The organism is Mesorhizobium shonense (assembly GCF_040545255.1).
GTDB lineage: Bacteria > Pseudomonadota > Alphaproteobacteria > Rhizobiales > Rhizobiaceae > Mesorhizobium > Mesorhizobium shonense.
The window spans coordinates 117,464-136,876 of record NZ_JBEPLM010000016.1; the positions used below are offsets into that span (position 1 = coordinate 117,464).

Sequence of the window (19,413 nt, forward strand, 5' to 3'; positions counted from 1 at the left end):
TATTTTAAGGAGCATCATGGCCAAGAAATCATTCTTCTGTATCGACGGCCACACCTGCGGCAATCCGGTGCGGCTGGTCGCCGGCGGCGGGCCGTTGCTTGAAGGCGCGACGATGATGGAGCGGCGCGCGCATTTCCTCGCCGAGTATGACTGGATCCGCACCGGACTGATGTTCGAGCCGCGCGGCCATGACGTGATGTCGGGCTCGATCCTCTATCCGCCGACGCGCGAGGACTGCGACATCGCCATCCTGTTCATCGAGACCTCCGGCTGCCTGCCAATGTGCGGCCACGGAACCATCGGCACCGTCACAATGGCGATCGAGCACGGACTGGTGAAGCCGAAGACGCCGGGCGTGCTGAGGCTCGACACGCCGGCCGGCCTGGTCATCGCCGAATACAAACAGGTCGGCGAATATGTCGAGGAGGTGCGCATCACCAATGTGCCGTCCTTCCTCTACGCCGAAGGGCTGACGGTCGAATGCCCCGTGCTCGGCGAGATCAGCGTCGACGTCGCCTATGGCGGCAATTTCTACGCCATCGTCGAGCCGCAGACGAACTACCGCGACATGGGCGACTATTCGGCCGGCGATCTCATCGCCTGGAGCCCGGTGGTGCGCCAGCGCCTCAACGATAAATACTCGTTCGTGCATCCGGAGAATCCCGGCATCAACCGGCTGTCGCACATGCTGTGGACCGGCAAGCCGAGAGATGCCGAGGCCGATGCGCGCAACGCCGTCTTCTACGGCGACAAGGCGATCGACCGCTCGCCTTGCGGCACCGGCACCTCGGCGCGCATGGCGCAGCTTCACGCCAAAGGCAAGCTCAAGGCCGGGGCCAGTTTTGTCCATGAATCGATCATCGGCTCGCTGTTCAAGGGCAGGGTCGAAAAGGAGGTCAGCGTGGCCGGCAAGCCGGCGATCATCCCCTCGATCGGCGGCTGGGCGCGCATGACCGGGCTCAACACCATCTTCATCGACGACCGCGATCCGTTCGCGCACGGATTCATCGTCACATAACCGTCACGGCCTCACCTTGCGGAAGGGATTCCGCGCAAAATCGGCCACGCTCAGGGACGCAAGGAATCGTCACATCAACTTATTTTGACGGCGATTTCTTCGAAAGCGTGCGCATGCTACGGCTGAATCGTCAAAGACATTGCGTTGTGCCAATGATAGGGTCCGCGATAGTCCAGGGGCTGGGTGCGGGAAAACGGGCAATCGGGCGGCGTGCTTCCAAAACACGCCCGGCGATTGAAAAATGACGTTGCAATCCGGGCTCGAGACTTTACGACTAGGGGAAATACGAAAAGGAATGCGTCCTCGAAGGCGACATTCCAGGGGAGCCGCGTAAATATGCAGTACTTCGTCCAGCAGCTTATCAACGGGCTGACGCTGGGATCTATCTACGGCCTGATCGCGATCGGCTACACGATGGTCTACGGCATCATCGGCATGATCAATTTCGCCCATGGCGACATCTTCATGGTCGGCGCCTTCACGGCCCTCATCGTCTTCCTGATCCTCGGCGCGATGTTCTATTCGGTGCCGGTGGTGGTGGCGCTCCTGATCATGATGATCGTGGGCATGCTGCTCACCGGCCTCTACAACTGGACGATCGAGAAGGTGGCCTACCGGCCGCTGCGCGGCTCGTTCCGGCTGGCGCCGCTGATCACCGCCATCGGCATGTCGATCGCGCTGTCCAACTTCGTGCAGGTCACGCAAGGCCCGCGCAACAAGCCGATCCCGCCGCTGGTCAGCCAAGTCTACACGATCGACGGCATCAGCGTCTCGCTGAAGCAGATCATCATCGTGCTGGTGACCGCAGCGCTGCTGGTAATCTTCTGGTATCTCGTCAACAGGACGGCGCTGGGGCGGGCGCAGCGCGCCTGCGAGCAGGACCGCAAGATGGCGGCGCTGCTTGGCATCGACGTCGACCGCACTATATCGATCACCTTCATCATGGGCGCAGCGCTTGCCGCTGTCGCCGGCACGCTGTTCCTGATGTATTACGGCGTGGTGGTGTTCTCCGACGGCTTCGTGCCGGGCGTGAAGGCCTTCACGGCGGCGGTGCTTGGCGGCATCGGCTCGCTGCCGGGCGCGGTGCTCGGCGGGCTTTTGATCGGCTTCATCGAGAGCATGTGGTCGGCCTATTTCTCGATCGACTACAAGGACGTTGCAGCCTTCTCGATCCTGGCGATCGTGCTCATCTTCCTGCCCTCCGGCATCCTGGGCCGGCCTGAAGTCGAAAAGGTCTGATCCTCATGGCCGTTACCGTGTCTCCGGAGCGCGACGTCGTCGTCCCTCCCATCCAGCGCGCTTTCCGCGAGGCGCTCTATGCGGGTGCCATCGCGCTCGGCCTGTTCGTGCTGTTCATCGGTCTGAGGACCGACCAGAACATCTCCAACGAACTCATCCTTGTGCAGCGCTGGGGCCTGCTAGCCCTGGTGGTCATCGCCACCGCCGTCGGCCGCTTCCTCTATGTCGGATATGCGCAGCCGGCGATAGAGCGGGCCAAGGCGGAAAAGGCCAAGGCGCCCGCAGCCATCGCGGCCGAACCGGGCTTTGTGCGGCGCAACTTCAACAAGATTGGCGTCGCGGTGCTGATCGCCTATCCAGTCGTGATGGTCTTGGCGTTCGGCTTTCAGGGCTCGCTGAAATGGGTCGACAATTTCGGCATCCAGATCCTGATCTATGTGATGCTGGCCTGGGGCCTCAACATCGTCGTCGGGCTGGCCGGCCTGCTCGACCTCGGTTACGTTGCCTTCTATGCGGTCGGCGCCTATGCCTATGCGCTGCTCGGCACGCATTTCGGCCTGTCGTTCTGGATCCTGCTGCCCGCCGCCGGCGCCATGGCCGCCTTCTGGGGCGTCATGCTCGGCTTCCCGGTGCTGCGGCTGCGCGGCGACTATCTGGCGATCGTGACGCTCGCCTTTGGCGAGATCATCCGGCTGGTGATCATCAACTGGCGCGAGGTCACCAACGGCTCGGCCGGGGTTTCCGGCATTCCGAAGGTGTCGTTCTTCGGCCTGATGTCGTTCAACGTCTCGGACCCGAATTATATCGCCAAGGTGCTGCACATCGCCCAGTCGGGCGCCTACTATAAAATCTTCCTCTACTACCTGATCCTGGGCCTGTGCTTCTTCACCGCATTCGTCACCATCAGGCTTCGCCGGTTGCCCGTCGGCCGCGCCTGGGAAGCGCTCCGCGAGGACGAGATCGCCTGCCGCTCGCTCGGCATCAACACCACCACCACCAAGCTGACGGCATTCGCCACCGGCGCCATGTTCGGCGGCTTCGCCGGCTCGTTCTTCGCCGCCCGACAGGGCTTCGTCAGCCCTGAATCTTTCGTCTTCCTGGAATCGGCGATCATCCTTGCCATCGTTGTGCTCGGCGGCATGGGTTCGCTGGGCGGCATCGCGGTGGCGGCGCTGGTGATGATCGGCGGCACCGAGATCCTGCGCGAGCTCGGCTTCCTCAAGGCGGTGTTCGGCCCCGATTTTACACCGGAACTCTATCGAATGCTGCTGTTCGGCATGGCCATGGTCATCGTCATGCTGTGGAAGCCGCGCGGCTTCGTCGGCAGCCGTGAACCGACCGCCTTCCTCAAGGAACGAAGAGCGGTCTCAGGCTCCTTCACCAAGGAGGGCCACGGCTGATGGACGTGCAAGCTTCCCAGAGCGATTTCATTCTGCAGGTCGAGCATCTGTCGATGAAGTTCGGCGGCCTGGTCGCCATCGGCGACTTGTCCTTCCAGGCCAGGCGCGGCGAGATCACCGCGCTGATCGGGCCGAACGGCGCCGGCAAGACGACGGTGTTCAACTGCATAACCGGCTTCTACAAGCCCACCGAGGGCATGATCACGCTCAACAAGCGCGACGGCTCGACCTATCTGCTCGAGCGCCTGCCCAACCACGAGATCCCGGCGCGCGCCAATGTGGCGCGCACCTTCCAGAACATCCGCCTGTTCTCGGGCATGACGCTGCTCGAGAACCTTTTGGTCGCCCAGCACAACAAGCTGATGAAGGCCTCGGGCTACACCTTCCTCGGCCTGTTCGGCTTCCCGAGCTACCGCCAGGCATCGGCCGAATCGATCGAGCTTGCCAGGCACTGGCTGGAGAAGGCGGACCTCGTCGACCGCGCCGACGATCCGGCCGGCGACCTGCCCTACGGCGCGCAGCGGCGGCTGGAGATCGCCCGCGCCATGTGCACCGGACCGGAGCTGCTTTGCCTCGACGAGCCGGCCGCCGGCCTCAACCCGAAAGAATCGGCTTCGCTCAACCAGCTCTTGAACGACATCAAGAACAACACCGGCACGTCGATCCTCTTGATCGAGCACGACATGTCGGTGGTCATGCAGATCTCCGACCATGTCGTGGTGCTGGAATACGGCCGCAAGATCTCCGACGGCAATCCGCAATCGGTGCGGACCGATCCGCGCGTCATCGCCGCCTATCTCGGCGTCGACGACGAGGAGGTCGAAACCGTGCTCACCGAAGTCGGCGACGAGGATGTGATCGAACAGCTAGATACCGGCCCCGACTCTGCCCATGGTCCGGGCAATTCCGCTTCGATGATGGCGGGGCCGGTTTCCGATAGTGTCGAACATGCGGATGAGGGCGAGCGGGTCACGGTGTCGAAAGGCGCCTCGAAGGCGGCTCAGGTCGATGCGCGCGCCGCATCAGTCGCCAGCAAGCCCACCGCAGCAGCCAAGCCGGCCGCGAAGCGGAGCACTGCGAAAGCAGCGCCGAAGAAAATGGCCGCCAAGGCTCCGGCCGCCAAGGCTCCGGCCGCGAAAGCCGGCGGCGCTTCGAAGGGCAAGGAAGCTTCGGCTAAGCCCGCTGCGGACAAGCGTGGAGGGCGTAAATAATGGCCGGCACAACGCTGCTCGATATCAAGGGCGTGCAGACCTATTACGGCAACATCCGGGCGCTGAACGGCGTCGACGTCACCGTCAACCAGGGTGAGATCGTGGCGCTGATCGGCGCCAACGGCGCCGGCAAGTCGACGCTGATGATGACCATCTTTGGAGCTCCGCGCGCTCGCGCGGGTACCATCACCTTCGCCGGCACCAACATCACCCAGCTGCCTACGCACGAGATCGCCCGCATGCGCATCGCCCAGTCGCCGGAGGGACGCCGCATCTTCCCGCGCATGACGGTGATGGAAAACCTGCAGATGGGCGCCAGCATCGACAACCTCAAGCATTTTGACGAGGATGCCGAGAAAGTGTTCGCACTGTTCCCGCGGCTCAAGGAGCGCATCAACCAGCGCGGCGGCACGCTGTCGGGCGGCGAACAGCAGATGCTGTCGATCGGACGCGCGCTGATGGGGAGGCCGAAGCTGCTTCTGCTCGACGAGCCGTCGCTGGGCCTCGCGCCGCTGATCGTCAAGCAGATCTTCGACGCCATCCGCGCGCTCAACAAGACGCAAGGACTGACCGTGTTCCTGGTCGAGCAGAACGCTTTCGGCGCTCTCAAGCTCGCCAATCGCGGCTACGTCATGGTCAACGGCAATGTGACGATGAGCGGCACCGGCAAGGAACTGCTCGCCAATCCGGAAGTGCGCGCCGCGTATCTCGAAGGCGGGCATCACTAAGAAGGGGCTTCAACATGCAAGGCGTACTCTACGAAGAAGCCTCGATCTGGCAGTTCCTGTTCGTCACCTGGCTGCTTGGCGGCGGCGCAGCGTGGATGACCGGCAAAGCCGTGGCCCAGACCTGGGGCAGCCACACCCGGCTATTCCTCTACATGCTGGGCCTCGGCATCGGCGTCAGGTTCATCCATCATGCCTTGTTCGATGGCACGATGTTCTCGCTACACTACTATATCGTCGACACCATTGTGCTGATGATACTGGGCTTCCTCGGCTATCAATACACGCGCACCAACCAGATGGTCACACAGTATAACTGGCTCTACGAAAGAGCTTCCTTATTGAGCTGGAAACCGAAAGGTTGACGTTCATGATTAACGTCGTTCAGGGGAATGAATCGGCGTGACAAGTGCCTGAAAATCGGCATTCTATGCTTTCTGCGATAAGGGTGGGCATCGCATGAAGGTATCATCCACGCCCACTCCGTAAATGGGAGCGTTTCAATGAAAAAATCACTTTTGTCCGCCGTGGCGCTGACCGCGTTCATCGCGTTCAGCGGCAGCGCGTGGGCCGACATCCTGATTGGCGTCGCCGGTCCGATCACCGGTCCGAACGCCGCCTTCGGCGCGCAGCTGCAGAAGGGCGCGGAGCAGGCGGTCGCCGATATCAACGCGGCGGGCGGCATCAATGGCCAGCAGCTCAAGCTTGAGATCGGCGACGACGTCTCCGACCCCAAGCAGGGCATCTCGGTCGCCAACAAGTTCGTCGCCGACGGCGTCAAGTTCGTCGACGGCCACTTCAACTCAGGCGTGACCATTCCTGCGTCGGAAGTCTATGCCGAGAACGGCATCCTCGTCATGACGCCGGCCGCGACCAATCCGAAGCTCACCGAGCGCGGCCTGTGGAACACCTTCCGTACCTGCGGTCGCGACGACCAGCAGGGCAAGGTGGCCGGCGACTACATCGCCAAGAACTTCAAGGACGCCAAGATCGCCATCATCCACGACAAGACGCCTTACGGCCAGGGCCTTGCCGACGAGACCAAGAAGAACCTGAACGCCAACGGCACCAAGGAAGTGATGTATGAAGGCGTGAACGTCGGCGACAAGGACTTCTCCGCCCTCATCGCCAAGATGAAGGAAAACGGCGTCACGCTGATCTACTGGGGCGGCCTGCACACCGAAGCCGGCCTGATCATCCGCCAGTCGGCCGACCAGGGCCTGAAGGCGCCGCTGTTCTCGGGCGACGGCATCGTCTCCAACGAGCTGGCCTCGATCGCCGGCGACGCCGTTGCCGGCACGCTCAACACCTTCGCTCCGGATCCGCGCAAGAATCCGGCCGCCAAGGAAGTGGTGGAGAAGTTCCGCGCCGCCGGCTTCGAGCCGGAAGCCTACACGCTCTACTCCTATGCCGCCATCCAGATCATCACTCAGGCCATCGCCAAGGTCGGTTCGGCCGACGATGCGCAGAAGGTGGCCGACACGATCAAGTCGGGCGGCCCGTGGAAGACGGCCATCGGCGAGATCGGCTACGACTCCAAGGGCGACATCACCCGTCCGGACTATGTCGTCTACGAGTGGAAGAAGGGCGAAGACGGCAAGTACAGCTACTTCGAGAAATAAGCCGGCAAACACAAGCCGACTTTTCGGATGCCCGGCGCTTAGCGCCGGGCATTTTTGTTTGCGTACGCTAGCGTCCAGCCGACCAAGCGTTCCGCAATTAGGACAATCTGAAAAATCATTCCTGAACCGCCTGCGGGACGACAGCGAGGGTTTTGGCGCAAACAAACGATTTAAATCGGTTTAAGTGTCGCGCGATTTTGTTTGCGCTGCAGCATTTTCACGCTAATCATTGCCCGTTCATCTTACCTTCCGCTGCTGGAGCCCAGTCCTTGGCAATCACGAAGATCCTCGTCGCCAACCGGTCCGAAATCGCCATCCGCGTCTTTCGCGCGGCCAATGAACTGGGCCTCAAAACCGTGGCGATCTGGGCGGAAGAGGACAAATATTCGCTGCACCGCTTCAAGGCCGACGAAAGCTACCAGGTCGGGCGGGGGCCGCACCTCAACAAGGACATGGGACCGATCGAAAGCTATCTCTCGATCGACGAAGTGATGCGCGTCGCCAGATTGTCGGGCGCCGATGCGATCCATCCCGGCTACGGCCTGTTGTCGGAAAGCCCGGAATTCGCCGAGGCCTGCACTGCCGCCGGCATCACCTTCATCGGGCCGAAGCCGGAGACGATGCGCCGGCTCGGCAACAAGGTCGCCGCGCGCAACCTGGCGATCGAGGTCGGCGTGCCGGTCGTGCCGGCCACCGATCCGCTGCCCGACGACATGGAGGAGGTGAAGAAGCTCGCCGCGAAAATAGGCTATCCGGTGATGCTGAAGGCCTCGTGGGGCGGCGGCGGCCGCGGCATGCGCGCCATCCGCGCGGAGGCCGACCTCGCCCGCGAGGTGATGGAAGGCAAGCGCGAGGCCAAGGCCGCCTTCGGCAAGGACGAGGTCTATCTCGAAAAGCTGATCGAGCGGGCCCGCCATGTCGAGGTGCAGGTGCTGGGCGACACACATGGCAATGCCGTGCATCTGTTCGAGCGCGACTGCTCGATCCAGCGCCGCAACCAGAAGGTCGTCGAACGCGCGCCGGCGCCGTATCTCAGCGAGGAATTGCGCCAGGAACTCTGCGGCTATGCGCTGAAGATCGCGCGCGAGACAAGCTATATCGGCGCCGGCACGGTCGAGTTCCTGCAGGACGCCGATACCGGCAAGTTCTATTTCATCGAGGTCAATCCGCGCATCCAGGTCGAACACACGGTCACCGAAATGGTGACCGGCATCGACATCGTGAAGGCGCAGATCCACATCCTCGACGGCTTCGCCATCGGCACGCCGGAATCGGGCGTGCCGGCGCAGAAGGACATCAGGCTCAATGGCCACGCGCTGCAGTGCCGCATCACCACCGAGGACCCGGAGCACAATTTCATCCCGGACTACGGCCGCATCACCGCCTATCGCGGCGCCACCGGCTTCGGCATCCGCCTCGACGGCGGCACCGCCTATTCGGGCGCGGTCATCACCCGCTTCTACGATCCGCTGCTGGAAAAGGTGACGGCCTGGGCGCCGACGCCGGCCGAGACGATCGCCCGCATGAACCGGGCGCTGCGCGAATTCCGCATCCGCGGCGTCGCCACCAACCTCACCTTCCTCGAAGCGATCATCAATCACCCAAGCTTCGCCGATAATTCCTACACCACCAAGTTCATCGACACGACGCCGGAACTGTTCCAGCAGGTGAAGCGGCAGGACCGCGCCACCAAGCTGCTCAATTATCTGGCCGATGTCAGCGTCAACGGCCATCCGGAGACGCGCGGACGGCCGATGCCCAAGGCCGATGCCGCCGCACCCGTCGTGCCCTATCTCAACGGCAAGGTGCCGGATGGCAGCAAGCAGCGGCTCGACGCGCTCGGGCCTCAGAAGTTCGCCGCCTGGATGCGCGAGCAGAACCAGGTGCTGGTCACCGACACGACGATGCGCGACGGCCACCAGTCGCTGCTCGCCACCCGCATGCGCACCTATGACATTGCCGGCATCGCCGGCACCTATGCGCGGGCGCTGCCGCAGCTCTTGTCGCTGGAATGCTGGGGCGGGGCCACCTTCGACGTCGCCATGCGCTTCCTCACCGAGGATCCGTGGGAGCGTCTGTCACGGGTGCGCGAGGCCGCGCCCAACCTTCTGCTGCAGATGCTGCTGCGCGGCGCCAACGGCGTCGGCTACACCAACTATCCCGACAATGTCGTGCAGCATTTCGTCAAACAGGCGGCCGCCGGCGGCGTCGACCTGTTCCGCGTCTTCGACTGCCTGAACTGGGTCGAGAACATGCGCGTCGCCATGGACGCGGTGGGCGCCGAGGGCAAGCTGATCGAAGCGGCGATGTGTTACACCGGCGACATCCTCGATCCGGCACGCGCCAAATACGACCTCAAATACTATGTCGGGCTGGCGAAGGAGCTGGAAGCGACCGGCGCGCATATCATCGCCGTCAAGGACATGGCCGGCCTGTTGAAGCCGTCGGCGGCGCGAGTGCTGTTCAAGGCGCTGCGCGAAGAGACCGACCTCCCGATCCATTTCCACACGCACGACACCTCCGGCCTCTCGGCGGCGACGGTGCTGGCAGCGGTCGAGACCGGCGTCGACGCCATCGACGCGGCGATGGATTCCTTATCGGGCAACACCTCGCAGCCATGCCTCGGCTCGATCGTCGAGGCGCTGAAGGGCACCGAGCGCGACCCCGGCCTCGATCCGCAATGGATCCGCCACATCTCCTTCTACTGGGAAGCGGTGCGCAACCAGTACGCCGCCTTCGAAAGCGACCTCAAGGGACCGGCCTCGGAAGTTTACCTGCACGAGATGCCGGGCGGACAGTTCACCAATCTCAAGGAGCAGGCGCGTTCGCTGGGGCTCGAAACGCGCTGGCACGAGGTGGCGCAGGCCTATCACGACGTCAACCTGATGTTCGGCGACATCGTCAAGGTGACGCCGTCGTCCAAGGTGGTCGGCGACATGGCGCTGATGATGATCAGCCAGGACCTCACCGTCGCCGATGTCGAGAACCCGGCAAAGGATATCGCCTTCCCGGATTCGGTCGTCTCAATGCTGCGCGGCGATCTCGGCCAGTCGCCCGGCGGCTGGCCGCAAGCGCTGCAGAAGAAGGCATTGAAAGGCGAGAAGCCGATTACCGTGAGGCCGGGCTCGCTGCTCAAGCCGGCAAACCTCAAGGCCAGCCGCAAGGAGATCGAGGAGAAGCTCGAGCGCAAGCTCACGGAGTTCGAATTCGCCTCCTGGCTGATGTATCCGAAGGTCTTCACCGACTTCGCCGCCGCGCAGGAAACCTACGGTCCGGTCAGCGTGCTGCCGACGCCGACCTATTTCTACGGCATGAAGTCGGAAGACGAGATTTTCGTCGACATCGAGAAGGGCAAGACGCTCGTCGTGCGCTGCCAGGCGTTCGGCGATGTCGATGAAAAGGGCATGGTCACCGTCTTCTTCGAGCTCAACGGCCAGCCGCGCCGCGTGAAGGTGCCGGACCGCGCGCATGGCGCCTCGGCCGCCAAGGCGCGGCGCAAGGCGGAGCCGGGCAACGAGGCGCATATCGGCGCGCCGATGCCGGGCGTGGTTTCCGCGCTTGCCGTCGCCGCCGGCCAGGCGGTCAAGGCGGGCGACGTGCTGCTCTCGATCGAGGCGATGAAGATGGAGACCGCGCTGCACGCCGAGCGCGACGGCGTGGTCGCCGAAGTGCTGGTCAAGGCCGGCGACCAGATCGATGCGAAAGATCTGCTGATCGCTTTTGGGTAGGTGTGCTGATATTCAGGTGAGGCCAGCCTGCGAATGGAGGCTTCCTGCGCTTCCGGTGCTCACGTACTTCAAGTACGCTCCGCTCCGGCCTTCGCCGGCCGAAGCCCTCATAAGTGTCTCCGCTCTATGAAGGCTACGGCCGGCGTAGGCCGGTTCTCGGAATCCACCATTCTCGGCCCGGCCTGACCTGAATCTCAACACACCTCGGGGCGTGGGTAACCCTTCATGCCGCATCGATAATGTCTTGACCCGCCGCGCCTGCTCGGGCATCGAACCGGCTCCAATTTAGCCGGGCGGGAATCGCCATGGCGCCAAAAAACGCGGAGAGAAAAATGGCCGACGAGATCACCGAGACCAGCCAGACTGTAGCCGCCGGCCAGCTGCGCGCCATCATCGAGCGCATCGAGCGGCTCGAGGAAGAAAAGAAGACGATTTCCGACGACATCAAGGACGTCTATGGCGAGGCCAAGGGCACTGGCTTCGACACCAAGGCGATCCGCACCATCGTGCGGCTGCGCAAGAAGGACCAAGCCGAGCGCCAGGAGGAGGAGTCCATCCTCGATCTGTACAAGGCCGCGCTCGGCATGGTGTAAGTCTCATGGCCGGGGGCCGGCCATGAGTGAGTTCGACTTCGGCGGCCGCCGGGCCTCGGAGTTCCGCCATCGCGGCTTCTGGGCGCTGTTCGCCGAACGGCATCCGCAAGAACGGCCCCGCCTGGCGCGGCGCGGGCCCTGGTTCTGGCAGCGCGGGCTGCCCGAATTCGGCCTGGTACTTTCGATGTATGTCGCGCCCAGCGAGAACGTGGTCGGCGTCTTCTTCGGCCGCAACGAGAAGCTCGGCGCAACGCAAGTCTGGACGCGGCTGAAGCCGTTCCAGCCGGCGATCGAGGCGCGGCTGAAGCTCAGGCCGGAGCAGAGCGCGCAAAATCTCGGCATCAACTCGCAGTGGCGGGTCAACTGCTTTGCCGAGGACAATTGGCCAGCCATGGCCGACTGGCTGGTGACGGAATGCTCGCGTTTCGAACGCGCGGTAATTGAAGTCCTGAGGCAGGAGTAGACCACAGATGCTGGCCGGCTTCTTTCGCTCGCGCTGGCAAGGCAAACAGCCGCTCGACCGGCTGTTCTGGCGCGACATGGTGCTTGTCGGCACGGCGATCAACATCGCCTCGTCGGGTCTGGCGCTGACACTGCTCGGGTTGAAGCTGCCGCTCTGGCTGGTTCTTACGGTGCATCTCCTGCCGGTGCCCTACAACATCTTCGTCGCCCTCGCCGTCTGGCGAACGGCGGAGAAGACAGGCGGCGCCAAGGCATCGATGATGATGTTGGGCTCGGCGCTCTGGCTGATTGCGACGGTCATTGCCTGACCGGCGCTCGGTGCCGCGCAGACAAAAAGGGCGGCCGGAGCCGCCCTTTCCGAAGCCATGACGGGGTTACCGGTCAGGCCGCCGGCTCGAACCGCAGCGCCACGCCGTTGATGCAGTAGCGCAAGCCGGTCGGTGGCGGGCCGTCCTCGAAGACATGGCCGAGATGACTGCCGCAGCGCGCGCAATGGCATTCGGTGCGGACCATGCCGTAACTGCGATCGACGGTGGTTTCGATCGACCCTGGGACCGGGTCGTTGAAGCTCGGCCAGCCGGTACCGCTCTCGAATTTCAGCTTGGATTCGAACAAAGGCTGGTCGCAGCCGACGCAGAAGAAGGTGCCGGCGCGCTTCTCATAGAGCAGGGCGCAGCTGCCGGGACGCTCGGTGCCGTGATTGCGCATGACGGCATACTGCTCCGGCGTCAGCCGGGCGCGCCACTCGGCATCGGTGCGAGTGACGGGGTATGCGTGGGTGTCCATGAAATCTCCTCGGCCTTGGCGGCTCGTTGTTGGTTGGCAGCCTATGTTCGCACGAAGATAGGTGTTTGTTACACGCATGCCCAGTGCCGGGACTGACAAGGCAGTTGCCGCTGGTTTCGCTTCAGCCCCTTATTGCCGTTGGCGCTGCCCCTCACCTGCCTGCCCGTCCTCCGCAGCAGCTGCGGAGGGTGGACCGGCATCCTCTCCCCGTATAGTGACGGGGAGAGGGGCGCTCTCATCGCCGGCTTCGCTAATCACGAGCGTTGCAAGAAAGGCGCCGAGGTTGCGGCCAGCCCCTTCTCCCCGTCACTATACGGGGAGAAGTGCCCGGCAGGGCGATGAGGGGCAGCGCTGACCTTGGCGATTGCGTAGATGCTCAATGTTTCCGCGAAAGCTGCTTCGTCGCGGCCTCGAGCCCGGCCAATGTCAACGGGAACATGCGGCCGCCGAAGATGTCGCTGATCATGGCGATCGAGTGGGTGTAACGCCAGTTCTTCTCGGCCTCCGGGTTCAGCCACACCGCGTTCGGCCATTGCTGCAACAGCCGCCCGAGCCAGACGCTGCCGGCCTCCGGATTCCAGTGCTCGACCGAGCCGCCGGGATGCGCGATCTCGTAAGGGCTCATCGAGGCGTCGCCGACCACGATCGCCTTGTAGTCCGGGCCGTATTTGTGGATGAGATCGAAGGTCGGGATCGTCTCGGCAAGTCGCCTTCGGTTGTCCTTCCAGACGCGCTCATAAAGGCAGTTGTGGAAGTAGAAATATTCGAGCTGGCGGAATTCGGCGCGGGCGGCCGAGAACAGTTCCTCGACGCTTTTGATGTGATCGTCCATCGAGCCGCCGACATCGAAGAACATCAAGAGCTTCACCGCGTTGCGGCGCTCGGGGCGCGTTTTGACATCGAGATAGCCATGCTCGGCGGTCGCATGGATTGTGCCGGGCAGGTCGAATTCCTCCTCCGCGCCCTCGCGCACCCAGCGCCGCAGCCGCTTCAGCGCCACCTTGATGTTGCGGGTGCCGAGTTCGACCGCGTCGTCGAAATTTTTGAACTCGCGCTTGTCCCACACCTTCACCGCGCGGCGATGGCGGCTTTCATGCTGGCCGATACGCACGCCTTCCGGATTGTAGCCATAGGCGCCGAAGGGCGAGGTGCCGCCGGTGCCGATCCATTTCGAGCCGCCCTGGTGCCGACCCTTCTGCTCCTCCAGCCGCTTCTTCAGCGTCTCCATCAGTCTGTCGAAACCGCCAAGCGCCTCGATCAGTTTCTTCTCCTCGTCGGTCAGGTGCTTTTCCGCCAAACGGCGAAGCCATTCCTCAGGGATGTTGGCGACATCGACGGCGTCCGGTCCGGCGAGCGCCTCGATGCCCTTGAAGACATGGGAAAAGACCTGGTCGAAGCGGTCGATGTGGCGCTCGTCCTTCACCAGGGCCGAGCGCGCGAGGTAATAAAAACCCTCGACGTCATAGTCGACCAGCCCCGCTTCCAGGCCTTCCAGCAGCGACAGGTATTCCCTGAGCGAAACGGGAATCCGCGCGGCTTTCAGTTCGAGGAAGAAGGGGATGAACATCTGGGCTGTTATCTGTGCCCCTCGATCTTTTCTCGCGCGGCACTTGCAATGAAGGCCGAGCGCGTCAGGCCTCGGCGGCTCGCTTCTTCGTCGATCGCCGCCAACAAACCAGCGTCGAGTGATAGATTGGCTCGGACCGGTCGCCCCGAATCGATCAGCACGGGGATCATCACCGCGGATTCGCCTGCGGTACTGTCGATTTCGCCGGACCTCAGCAATTCCGTCATTGTACGCGGGGCAGGCATAGATAACTGCTTTGCTGTCCGGGCTTCAGCCCATTCGCGCACGGCCGAAGTCGCGTCGGCGATTGCTTCCTCGGGATTTGCCCCGCCGCCGTGGCAGCCGGGAAGATCGGGCACCCGTACGCCCCAGACATCGTCGGCGCCGTCTAGAATTCCGACATAGTGCGTCATGTGCTCGTCCTCAAATCCATCCGGCAAGTCGAGCGATCGACCGCGCCACACCAGGAGACTGTTCGCGATGCCGAGGCACGATGATCATAACGTCCGGCCTTTCCGGATGCTCATACTTTTCATGTTTGCCGCCACCGACATTCGACCAACCTTCGCGCAAGAGTCTCGCGACAATCTTGCGCGTATTGGTCTCTATCAGCGGCATCGCGCCTCCCAATTGTGCGCAATATATTGCGCAATTTTGGCCATTTCAACCGTTGACCTATGCTATAGCAGATCGTACTCGATGAAGCCCGTGCGGCGCGCGACGTGGTCGTAGAGCCGGCGCGCGGTGGCGTTGGTCTCGTGGGTCATCCAGTAGACGTTCTTCACGCCGATCTTGCCGGCCTCCTGCCGCACCGCCTCGATCAGCGCTGCACCAATGCCTTTGCCGCGCATCTCGGGATCGGCGAACAGGTCCTGCAGATAGCAGTTGTTTTTCTCCGACCAGCAGGAGCGGTGGTAGAGATAATGGGTCAGGCCCACGGCCTTGCCGTCGAGCGTGGCGATAAAACCCTTAGGCTCGAACTCGCCAGGCGTGAACAGGCGTTTCCAAGTGACGTCGTAGACCTCGTCCGGCAGCTTGGTTTCGTAGAAGGTGAGATAGGCGGTCCATAGCCGCCGCCATTCGGCGTTATCGGACTGCGCGAGCGGACGGACGGTGATCTCGGTCATTTCTTCCTCCAATGCTTTTGGCCCGAAGCTGCGGGAGTCATCGCCCGGCGGCAACGGTCCACAACCGGGGAAAGCGCTATTGCTGTCGCCTTATCCCTGTCGTCTCGCCATGAAGGCCAGCCGTTCGAACAGATGCACGTCCTGCTCGTTCTTCAACAGCGCACCGTGCAGCTTCGGCAGCGCGTTCTTGGGGTCGGCACGCAGATCCTCGGGCGCGATGTCGTCGGCGACAAGCAGTCGGATCCAGTCGAGCGCTTCGGAGGTCGAGGGCTTCTTCTTCAAGCCCGGCACCTCGCGGATCTCGTAGAACTGGGTAAGGGCGGCGCGCACCAGGTTCTGCTTGATGCCGGGATAGTGCACGTCGACGATCCGGTGCAGCGTCTCGATGTCGGGAAAGCGGATATAGTGGAAGAAGCAGCGGCGCAGAAAAGCGTCCGGCAGCTCCTTCTCGTTGTTCGAGGTGATGATGACGATCGGCCTGAAGGCGGCGCGGATGGTCTCGCCGGTCTCATAGACGAAAAATTCCATCCGATCGAGCTCCTGCAGGAGGTCGTTGGGGAATTCGATGTCGGCCTTGTCGATCTCGTCGATCAGAAGCACGACTTTCTTTTGCGCCGCGAATGCGTCCCACAACTTGCCGCGCTTGATGTAGTTGGCGATGTCGTTGAAGCGGTCGTCGCCGAGCTGGCTGTCGCGCAGCCGCGAGACGGCGTCATATTCGTAGAGGCCCTGTTGCGCCCTGGTGGTCGACTTGACGTTCCATTCGATGAAATCGAGCCCAAGCGTTGCCGCCACCTGGCGGGCGAGCTCGGTCTTGCCGGTGCCGGGCTCGCCCTTGACCAGCAAGGGCCGCTCCAAAGCGATCGCGGCATTGACCGCCACCATCAGATCCTTGTCGGCGACATAGGCCGCGGTGCCTTCGAAACGCATTTTTTCTCCTGTCCGTGAGGCGGGGACCGTAAGGAGCCCTGCGGATGCGCGCAAGCTTTAACGGCCGCTCGTTTCCGCCTTCGTTTCTCGCCCTTCGTTTCTCTGGCGCTCGGCCAACCGTCGGCCTATATTGGCAATGGCGGTCTGCGCTTCCCGGCAGGAGAACTTATCCCCGGGGCCTTATCGATCCTTAGGGAGCTGTCCCTGGGAAGACCCGTGGGTTTTCTCACACGGTGCCCACCTACTTTGTAGGCACCCGGGATCGACCCTCCACCGGTTGTGTGGATCGCCACCGATCGAAAAGGCCATATTTGGCGGATTTTGTCGTCGCGCCGTTTTGTGCGGTGCTCACGAACGAAAAGTTCGCTCCGCTCCTCCAAAACGTCGCTCCTAAAACTCCATCCAAATCTGTCCTTTTCTAGCGTCTGCGCATGACCCCATCAAAAGACCTGAAAAAACAGCTTCGCAAGGACGCTCTGGCGCGCCGGGACGCGCTCGACGAATTCTGGCGGGTGGAGATCGCGCTCGAAATGGCCGAGACGGCGCGCGACCAGATCGCCGTCGAGCCGGGGCAGATCGTCTCCGGTTTCTGGCCGATGCGCTCGGAGGTCGACGTGCGGCCGCTGATGTTCGCGCTGCGCGAAAAGGGCGCCAGGCTCTGCCTGCCGGCGATCCTCGACAAGACCACCATCGTGTTCCGCGAGCTGGTGCGCGGCGCGCCGATGGTCGAGATGGGCTTCGGCACGGTCGGGCCGCATGACGAGGCCGAAGTGCTCGACCCTTCGCTCATGCTGATACCGCTCGCCGCCTTCGACGCGCGCGGCCACCGCATCGGCTACGGCGCCGGCTATTACGACCGGGCGATCGCCAGGCTGGCCGACAAGGGGCTGACGCCCAGGCTGATCGGCATCGCCTTCGATTGCCAGGAAGTGGCCCAGGTGCCGGATGAGAACCACGACGTGATCATCTCGGAAATACTCACCGAGAGCGGGTTGCGCCGGTTCACGCCGCAATTGTAGAAAAGCGGTTGAGAAACGCATGATCTTTTGCGGGAAGTCATGCAGCTTTTGCTTGGCGGACTTTCGGCGCAGGATCGTATGAGACTTCTCTTCCTCGGCGACATGGTTGGAAAAACTGGACGCACGGCGGTGTGGGAACAGCTGCCCGGGCTGATTTCCGACTTCAGGCTCGACTTCGTCATCGTCAATGGCGAGAACGCCGCCGGCGGCTTCGGCATCACCGAGGAGATCTTTCGCGAGACGCTCGCTTCGGGCGCGGATGTCGTCACCACCGGCAACCATGTCTGGGACCAGCGCGACGCGTTGATCTTCGCGCCGCGCGAGGAGCGCTTCCTGCGCCCGTCCAATTTTCCCAAGGGCACGCCGGGGCGCGGCTCCGGCGTCTACATCGCCAGGAACGGCGCACGGGTGCTGGTCGCCAACATCATGGGCCGCGTCTTCATGCATCCCGAGCTCGACGATCCGTTCCAGGCCGGCGAGCGCGAGCTTGCCGCCTGTCCGCTCGGCGAGCAGGCGGATGCGGCGGTGATCGATTTCCACGCCGAGGCGACCTCTGAAAAAATGTGCTTCGCGCATTTCGTCGACGGTCGCGCCAGCCTGGTGGTCGGCACCCACACGCACCAGCCGACCGCCGATCACCAGATCCTCAACGGCGGCACCGCCTATATCTCGGACGCCGGCATGTGCGGCGACTACGATTCCTCGCTCGGCATGGACAAGGAAGAACCGCTCAACCGCTTCCTGTCGAAAGTGCCGAAAGGCCGCTTCGAGGCGGCGAGCGGACCAGCGACATTGTGCGGCATCGGCGTCGAGATTTCCGACCGAACCGGGCTCGCCGAGAAGATCGCGCCGTTTCGTCGCGGGCCGCGGCTGGAGGAAACGGCGCCGTCCTTCTGGTCGTGACATTGATATGAGCGGGGCCAGCACCTAACTGGCTTCGAAACTGCTTCAAAAGCGCGCCGCCTTCGACCTGATCTTATGCGACGCGCTTTTGATTTTGTTGGTTGAGCATGTCGTGATCCCAAAACCGCGCCGCACTTTCGGGCGACATGCTTTGGATCGTAGAGGGGACGACCTCCATGCAGCTTGTCGAATTCCTGGCGCCGCACTTTGCCTTCGTTTCCGATCCGACCGCGTGGGTCGCGCTGCTGACGCTGGTGGTGCTGGAGGTCGTGCTCGGCATCGACAACCTGATCTTCATCTCGATCCTGACCAATAAGCTGCCGGAAGCTCAGCGGGCCCGCGCCCGTAGGCTCGGCATCTCGGCGGCGCTTGTCATGCGGCTGGTGTTGCTCGCCACCGTCTCGATCATCGTGCAACTGACGGCACCGGTGTTCACGGCATTCGGGCATGGCTTTTCCTGGCGCGACCTGATCCTGATCGCCGGCGGCCTGTTCCTGGTCTGGAAGGCGACCAAGGAAATCCATCACACGGTCGATCCCCAGGACCATCAAGACACGATGGTGGGCGGCACGCTGCAGATGAGCCTTGCCGGCGCGATCTTCCAGATCCTGCTGCTCGACCTCGTCTTCTCGATCGATTCCATCATCACCGCCGTCGGCATGACCGACGAGATCGCCATCATGTATATCGCGGTGATCGTGGCAGTGAGCGCGATGATGCTGGCGGCGACGCCGCTCGCCGATTTCATCGCCAAGAATCCGACAATCGTCATGCTGGCGCTCGGCTTCCTGCTGATGATCGGCATGACGCTGATCGCCGACGGCATGGGCTACCACGTGCCCAAGGGCTACATCTACGCCGCCATGGGTTTTTCGGCGCTGGTCGAGGGGCTCAACATGCTGGCGCGGCACCGCAAGAAGCAGAGGTCCGGCGTCGGGCATTGAGGCTGGCACACCTTCGTCATTCTAGGGCGGAGCGAAGCGACGCAGCGCAGACCCTAGAATCCTGTGTGTTGGTTCTGGTGTATGGTTGAAGTGGGAAGGAGACCGAGTGGATCCTGGTCGTCCTTTCGGACAGGCCGTG

19 protein-coding genes, 1 other RNA gene and 1 pseudogene are annotated in these 19,413 nt (G+C 62.9%); 15 read left to right on the forward strand and 6 right to left on the reverse strand.

The window, feature by feature from the left end:
• Window positions 1-16: 16 nt before the first annotated feature.
• From ABID26_RS30020 to ABID26_RS30070, 11 genes and pseudogenes are all read left to right on the forward strand, one after another.
• Entirely contained in the window at window positions 17-1,018 is a 1,002-nt protein-coding gene (locus ABID26_RS30020) for a 4-hydroxyproline epimerase (protein WP_126097402.1), read from the forward strand.
• Window positions 1,019-1,354: 336 nt separating this feature from the next.
• The gene (locus tag ABID26_RS30025) at window positions 1,355-2,257 is read left to right on the forward strand and encodes a branched-chain amino acid ABC transporter permease (RefSeq protein WP_126097403.1); all 903 of its coding nucleotides are present in this window, start codon (window positions 1,355-1,357) and stop codon (window positions 2,255-2,257) included.
• A 5-nt stretch (window positions 2,258-2,262) separates the two neighbouring features.
• On the forward strand, window positions 2,263-3,657 hold the full coding sequence (livM, locus tag ABID26_RS30030; RefSeq protein ID WP_126097404.1) for a high-affinity branched-chain amino acid ABC transporter permease LivM: 1,395 nt from the start codon (window positions 2,263-2,265) through the stop codon (window positions 3,655-3,657).
• A pseudogene (locus ABID26_RS30035) lies at window positions 3,657-4,847 on the forward strand (ABC transporter ATP-binding protein); the annotation flags it as partial. The gene livM and the pseudogene ABID26_RS30035, both read left to right, overlap by 1 nt.
• Window positions 4,848-4,867: 20 nt before the next feature.
• Window positions 4,868-5,596 (forward strand): ABC transporter ATP-binding protein, encoded by a 729-nt coding sequence (locus ABID26_RS30040; RefSeq protein ID WP_126097405.1) that lies wholly within the window; start codon window positions 4,868-4,870, stop codon window positions 5,594-5,596.
• A 14-nt stretch (window positions 5,597-5,610) separates the two neighbouring features.
• Entirely contained in the window at window positions 5,611-5,958 is a 348-nt protein-coding gene (locus ABID26_RS30045; RefSeq protein ID WP_126097406.1) for a DUF6867 family protein, read from the forward strand.
• A gap of 138 nt (window positions 5,959-6,096) precedes the next feature.
• The gene (locus ABID26_RS30050; protein ID WP_126097407.1) at window positions 6,097-7,215 is read left to right on the forward strand and encodes a branched-chain amino acid ABC transporter substrate-binding protein; all 1,119 of its coding nucleotides are present in this window, start codon (window positions 6,097-6,099) and stop codon (window positions 7,213-7,215) included.
• 269 nt (window positions 7,216-7,484) lie between these two features.
• Window positions 7,485-10,943, forward strand: a complete 3,459-nt coding sequence (pyc, locus tag ABID26_RS30055; protein ID WP_126097408.1) for a pyruvate carboxylase — start codon at window positions 7,485-7,487, stop codon at window positions 10,941-10,943.
• Between the two features lie 332 nt (window positions 10,944-11,275).
• The gene (locus ABID26_RS30060; protein ID WP_067001689.1) at window positions 11,276-11,536 is read left to right on the forward strand and encodes a DUF2312 domain-containing protein; all 261 of its coding nucleotides are present in this window, start codon (window positions 11,276-11,278) and stop codon (window positions 11,534-11,536) included.
• A gap of 22 nt (window positions 11,537-11,558) precedes the next feature.
• Entirely contained in the window at window positions 11,559-11,999 is a 441-nt protein-coding gene (locus tag ABID26_RS30065; RefSeq protein WP_126097409.1) for a hypothetical protein, read from the forward strand.
• A gap of 7 nt (window positions 12,000-12,006) precedes the next feature.
• Window positions 12,007-12,306, forward strand: coding sequence for a hypothetical protein (locus ABID26_RS30070; RefSeq protein ID WP_126097410.1), 300 nt, complete (start codon window positions 12,007-12,009; stop codon window positions 12,304-12,306).
• 73 nt (window positions 12,307-12,379) lie between these two features.
• On the opposite strand, the gene msrB is transcribed toward ABID26_RS30070, so the two are convergent.
• From msrB to ABID26_RS30100, 6 genes are all read right to left on the reverse strand, one after another.
• On the reverse strand, window positions 12,380-12,784 hold the full coding sequence (gene msrB, locus ABID26_RS30075) for a peptide-methionine (R)-S-oxide reductase MsrB (protein WP_027166759.1): 405 nt from the start codon (window positions 12,782-12,784) through the stop codon (window positions 12,380-12,382).
• Between the two features lie 376 nt (window positions 12,785-13,160).
• Window positions 13,161-14,351: a vWA domain-containing protein gene (locus ABID26_RS30080; RefSeq protein ID WP_126097411.1), complete on the reverse strand. Its 1,191-nt coding sequence runs from the start codon at window positions 14,349-14,351 to the stop codon at window positions 13,161-13,163.
• Window positions 14,352-14,359: 8 nt separating this feature from the next.
• A complete protein-coding gene (locus ABID26_RS30085) occupies window positions 14,360-14,764 on the reverse strand; it encodes a type II toxin-antitoxin system HicB family antitoxin (RefSeq protein ID WP_126097412.1) in 405 nt (134 codons plus the stop codon).
• A gap of 10 nt (window positions 14,765-14,774) precedes the next feature.
• Complete coding sequence (locus ABID26_RS30090) at window positions 14,775-14,969, reverse strand: type II toxin-antitoxin system HicA family toxin (protein ID WP_126097413.1); 195 nt, start codon at window positions 14,967-14,969, stop codon at window positions 14,775-14,777.
• 62 nt (window positions 14,970-15,031) lie between these two features.
• A complete protein-coding gene (locus ABID26_RS30095) occupies window positions 15,032-15,478 on the reverse strand; it encodes a GNAT family N-acetyltransferase (RefSeq protein ID WP_126097414.1) in 447 nt (148 codons plus the stop codon).
• Between the two features lie 90 nt (window positions 15,479-15,568).
• Window positions 15,569-16,408, reverse strand: a complete 840-nt coding sequence (locus tag ABID26_RS30100) for an AAA family ATPase (protein ID WP_126097415.1) — start codon at window positions 16,406-16,408, stop codon at window positions 15,569-15,571.
• Window positions 16,409-16,546: 138 nt separating this feature from the next.
• On the opposite strand from ABID26_RS30100, the gene ssrS reads away from it, so the two are divergent.
• The 4 genes from ssrS to ABID26_RS30120 all read left to right on the forward strand — a co-directional run bounded on the left by ssrS (window position 16,547) and on the right by ABID26_RS30120 (window position 19,274).
• Window positions 16,547-16,700, forward strand: a non-coding RNA gene (ssrS, locus tag ABID26_RS30105) — 6S RNA.
• A 139-nt stretch (window positions 16,701-16,839) separates the two neighbouring features.
• A complete protein-coding gene (locus tag ABID26_RS30110; RefSeq protein ID WP_126097416.1) occupies window positions 16,840-17,427 on the forward strand; it encodes a 5-formyltetrahydrofolate cyclo-ligase in 588 nt (195 codons plus the stop codon).
• A gap of 78 nt (window positions 17,428-17,505) precedes the next feature.
• Complete coding sequence (locus ABID26_RS30115) at window positions 17,506-18,330, forward strand: TIGR00282 family metallophosphoesterase (RefSeq protein WP_126097417.1); 825 nt, start codon at window positions 17,506-17,508, stop codon at window positions 18,328-18,330.
• Between the two features lie 176 nt (window positions 18,331-18,506).
• Window positions 18,507-19,274: a TerC family protein gene (locus tag ABID26_RS30120; protein ID WP_126097418.1), complete on the forward strand. Its 768-nt coding sequence runs from the start codon at window positions 18,507-18,509 to the stop codon at window positions 19,272-19,274.
• Window positions 19,275-19,413 lie beyond the last annotated feature (139 nt).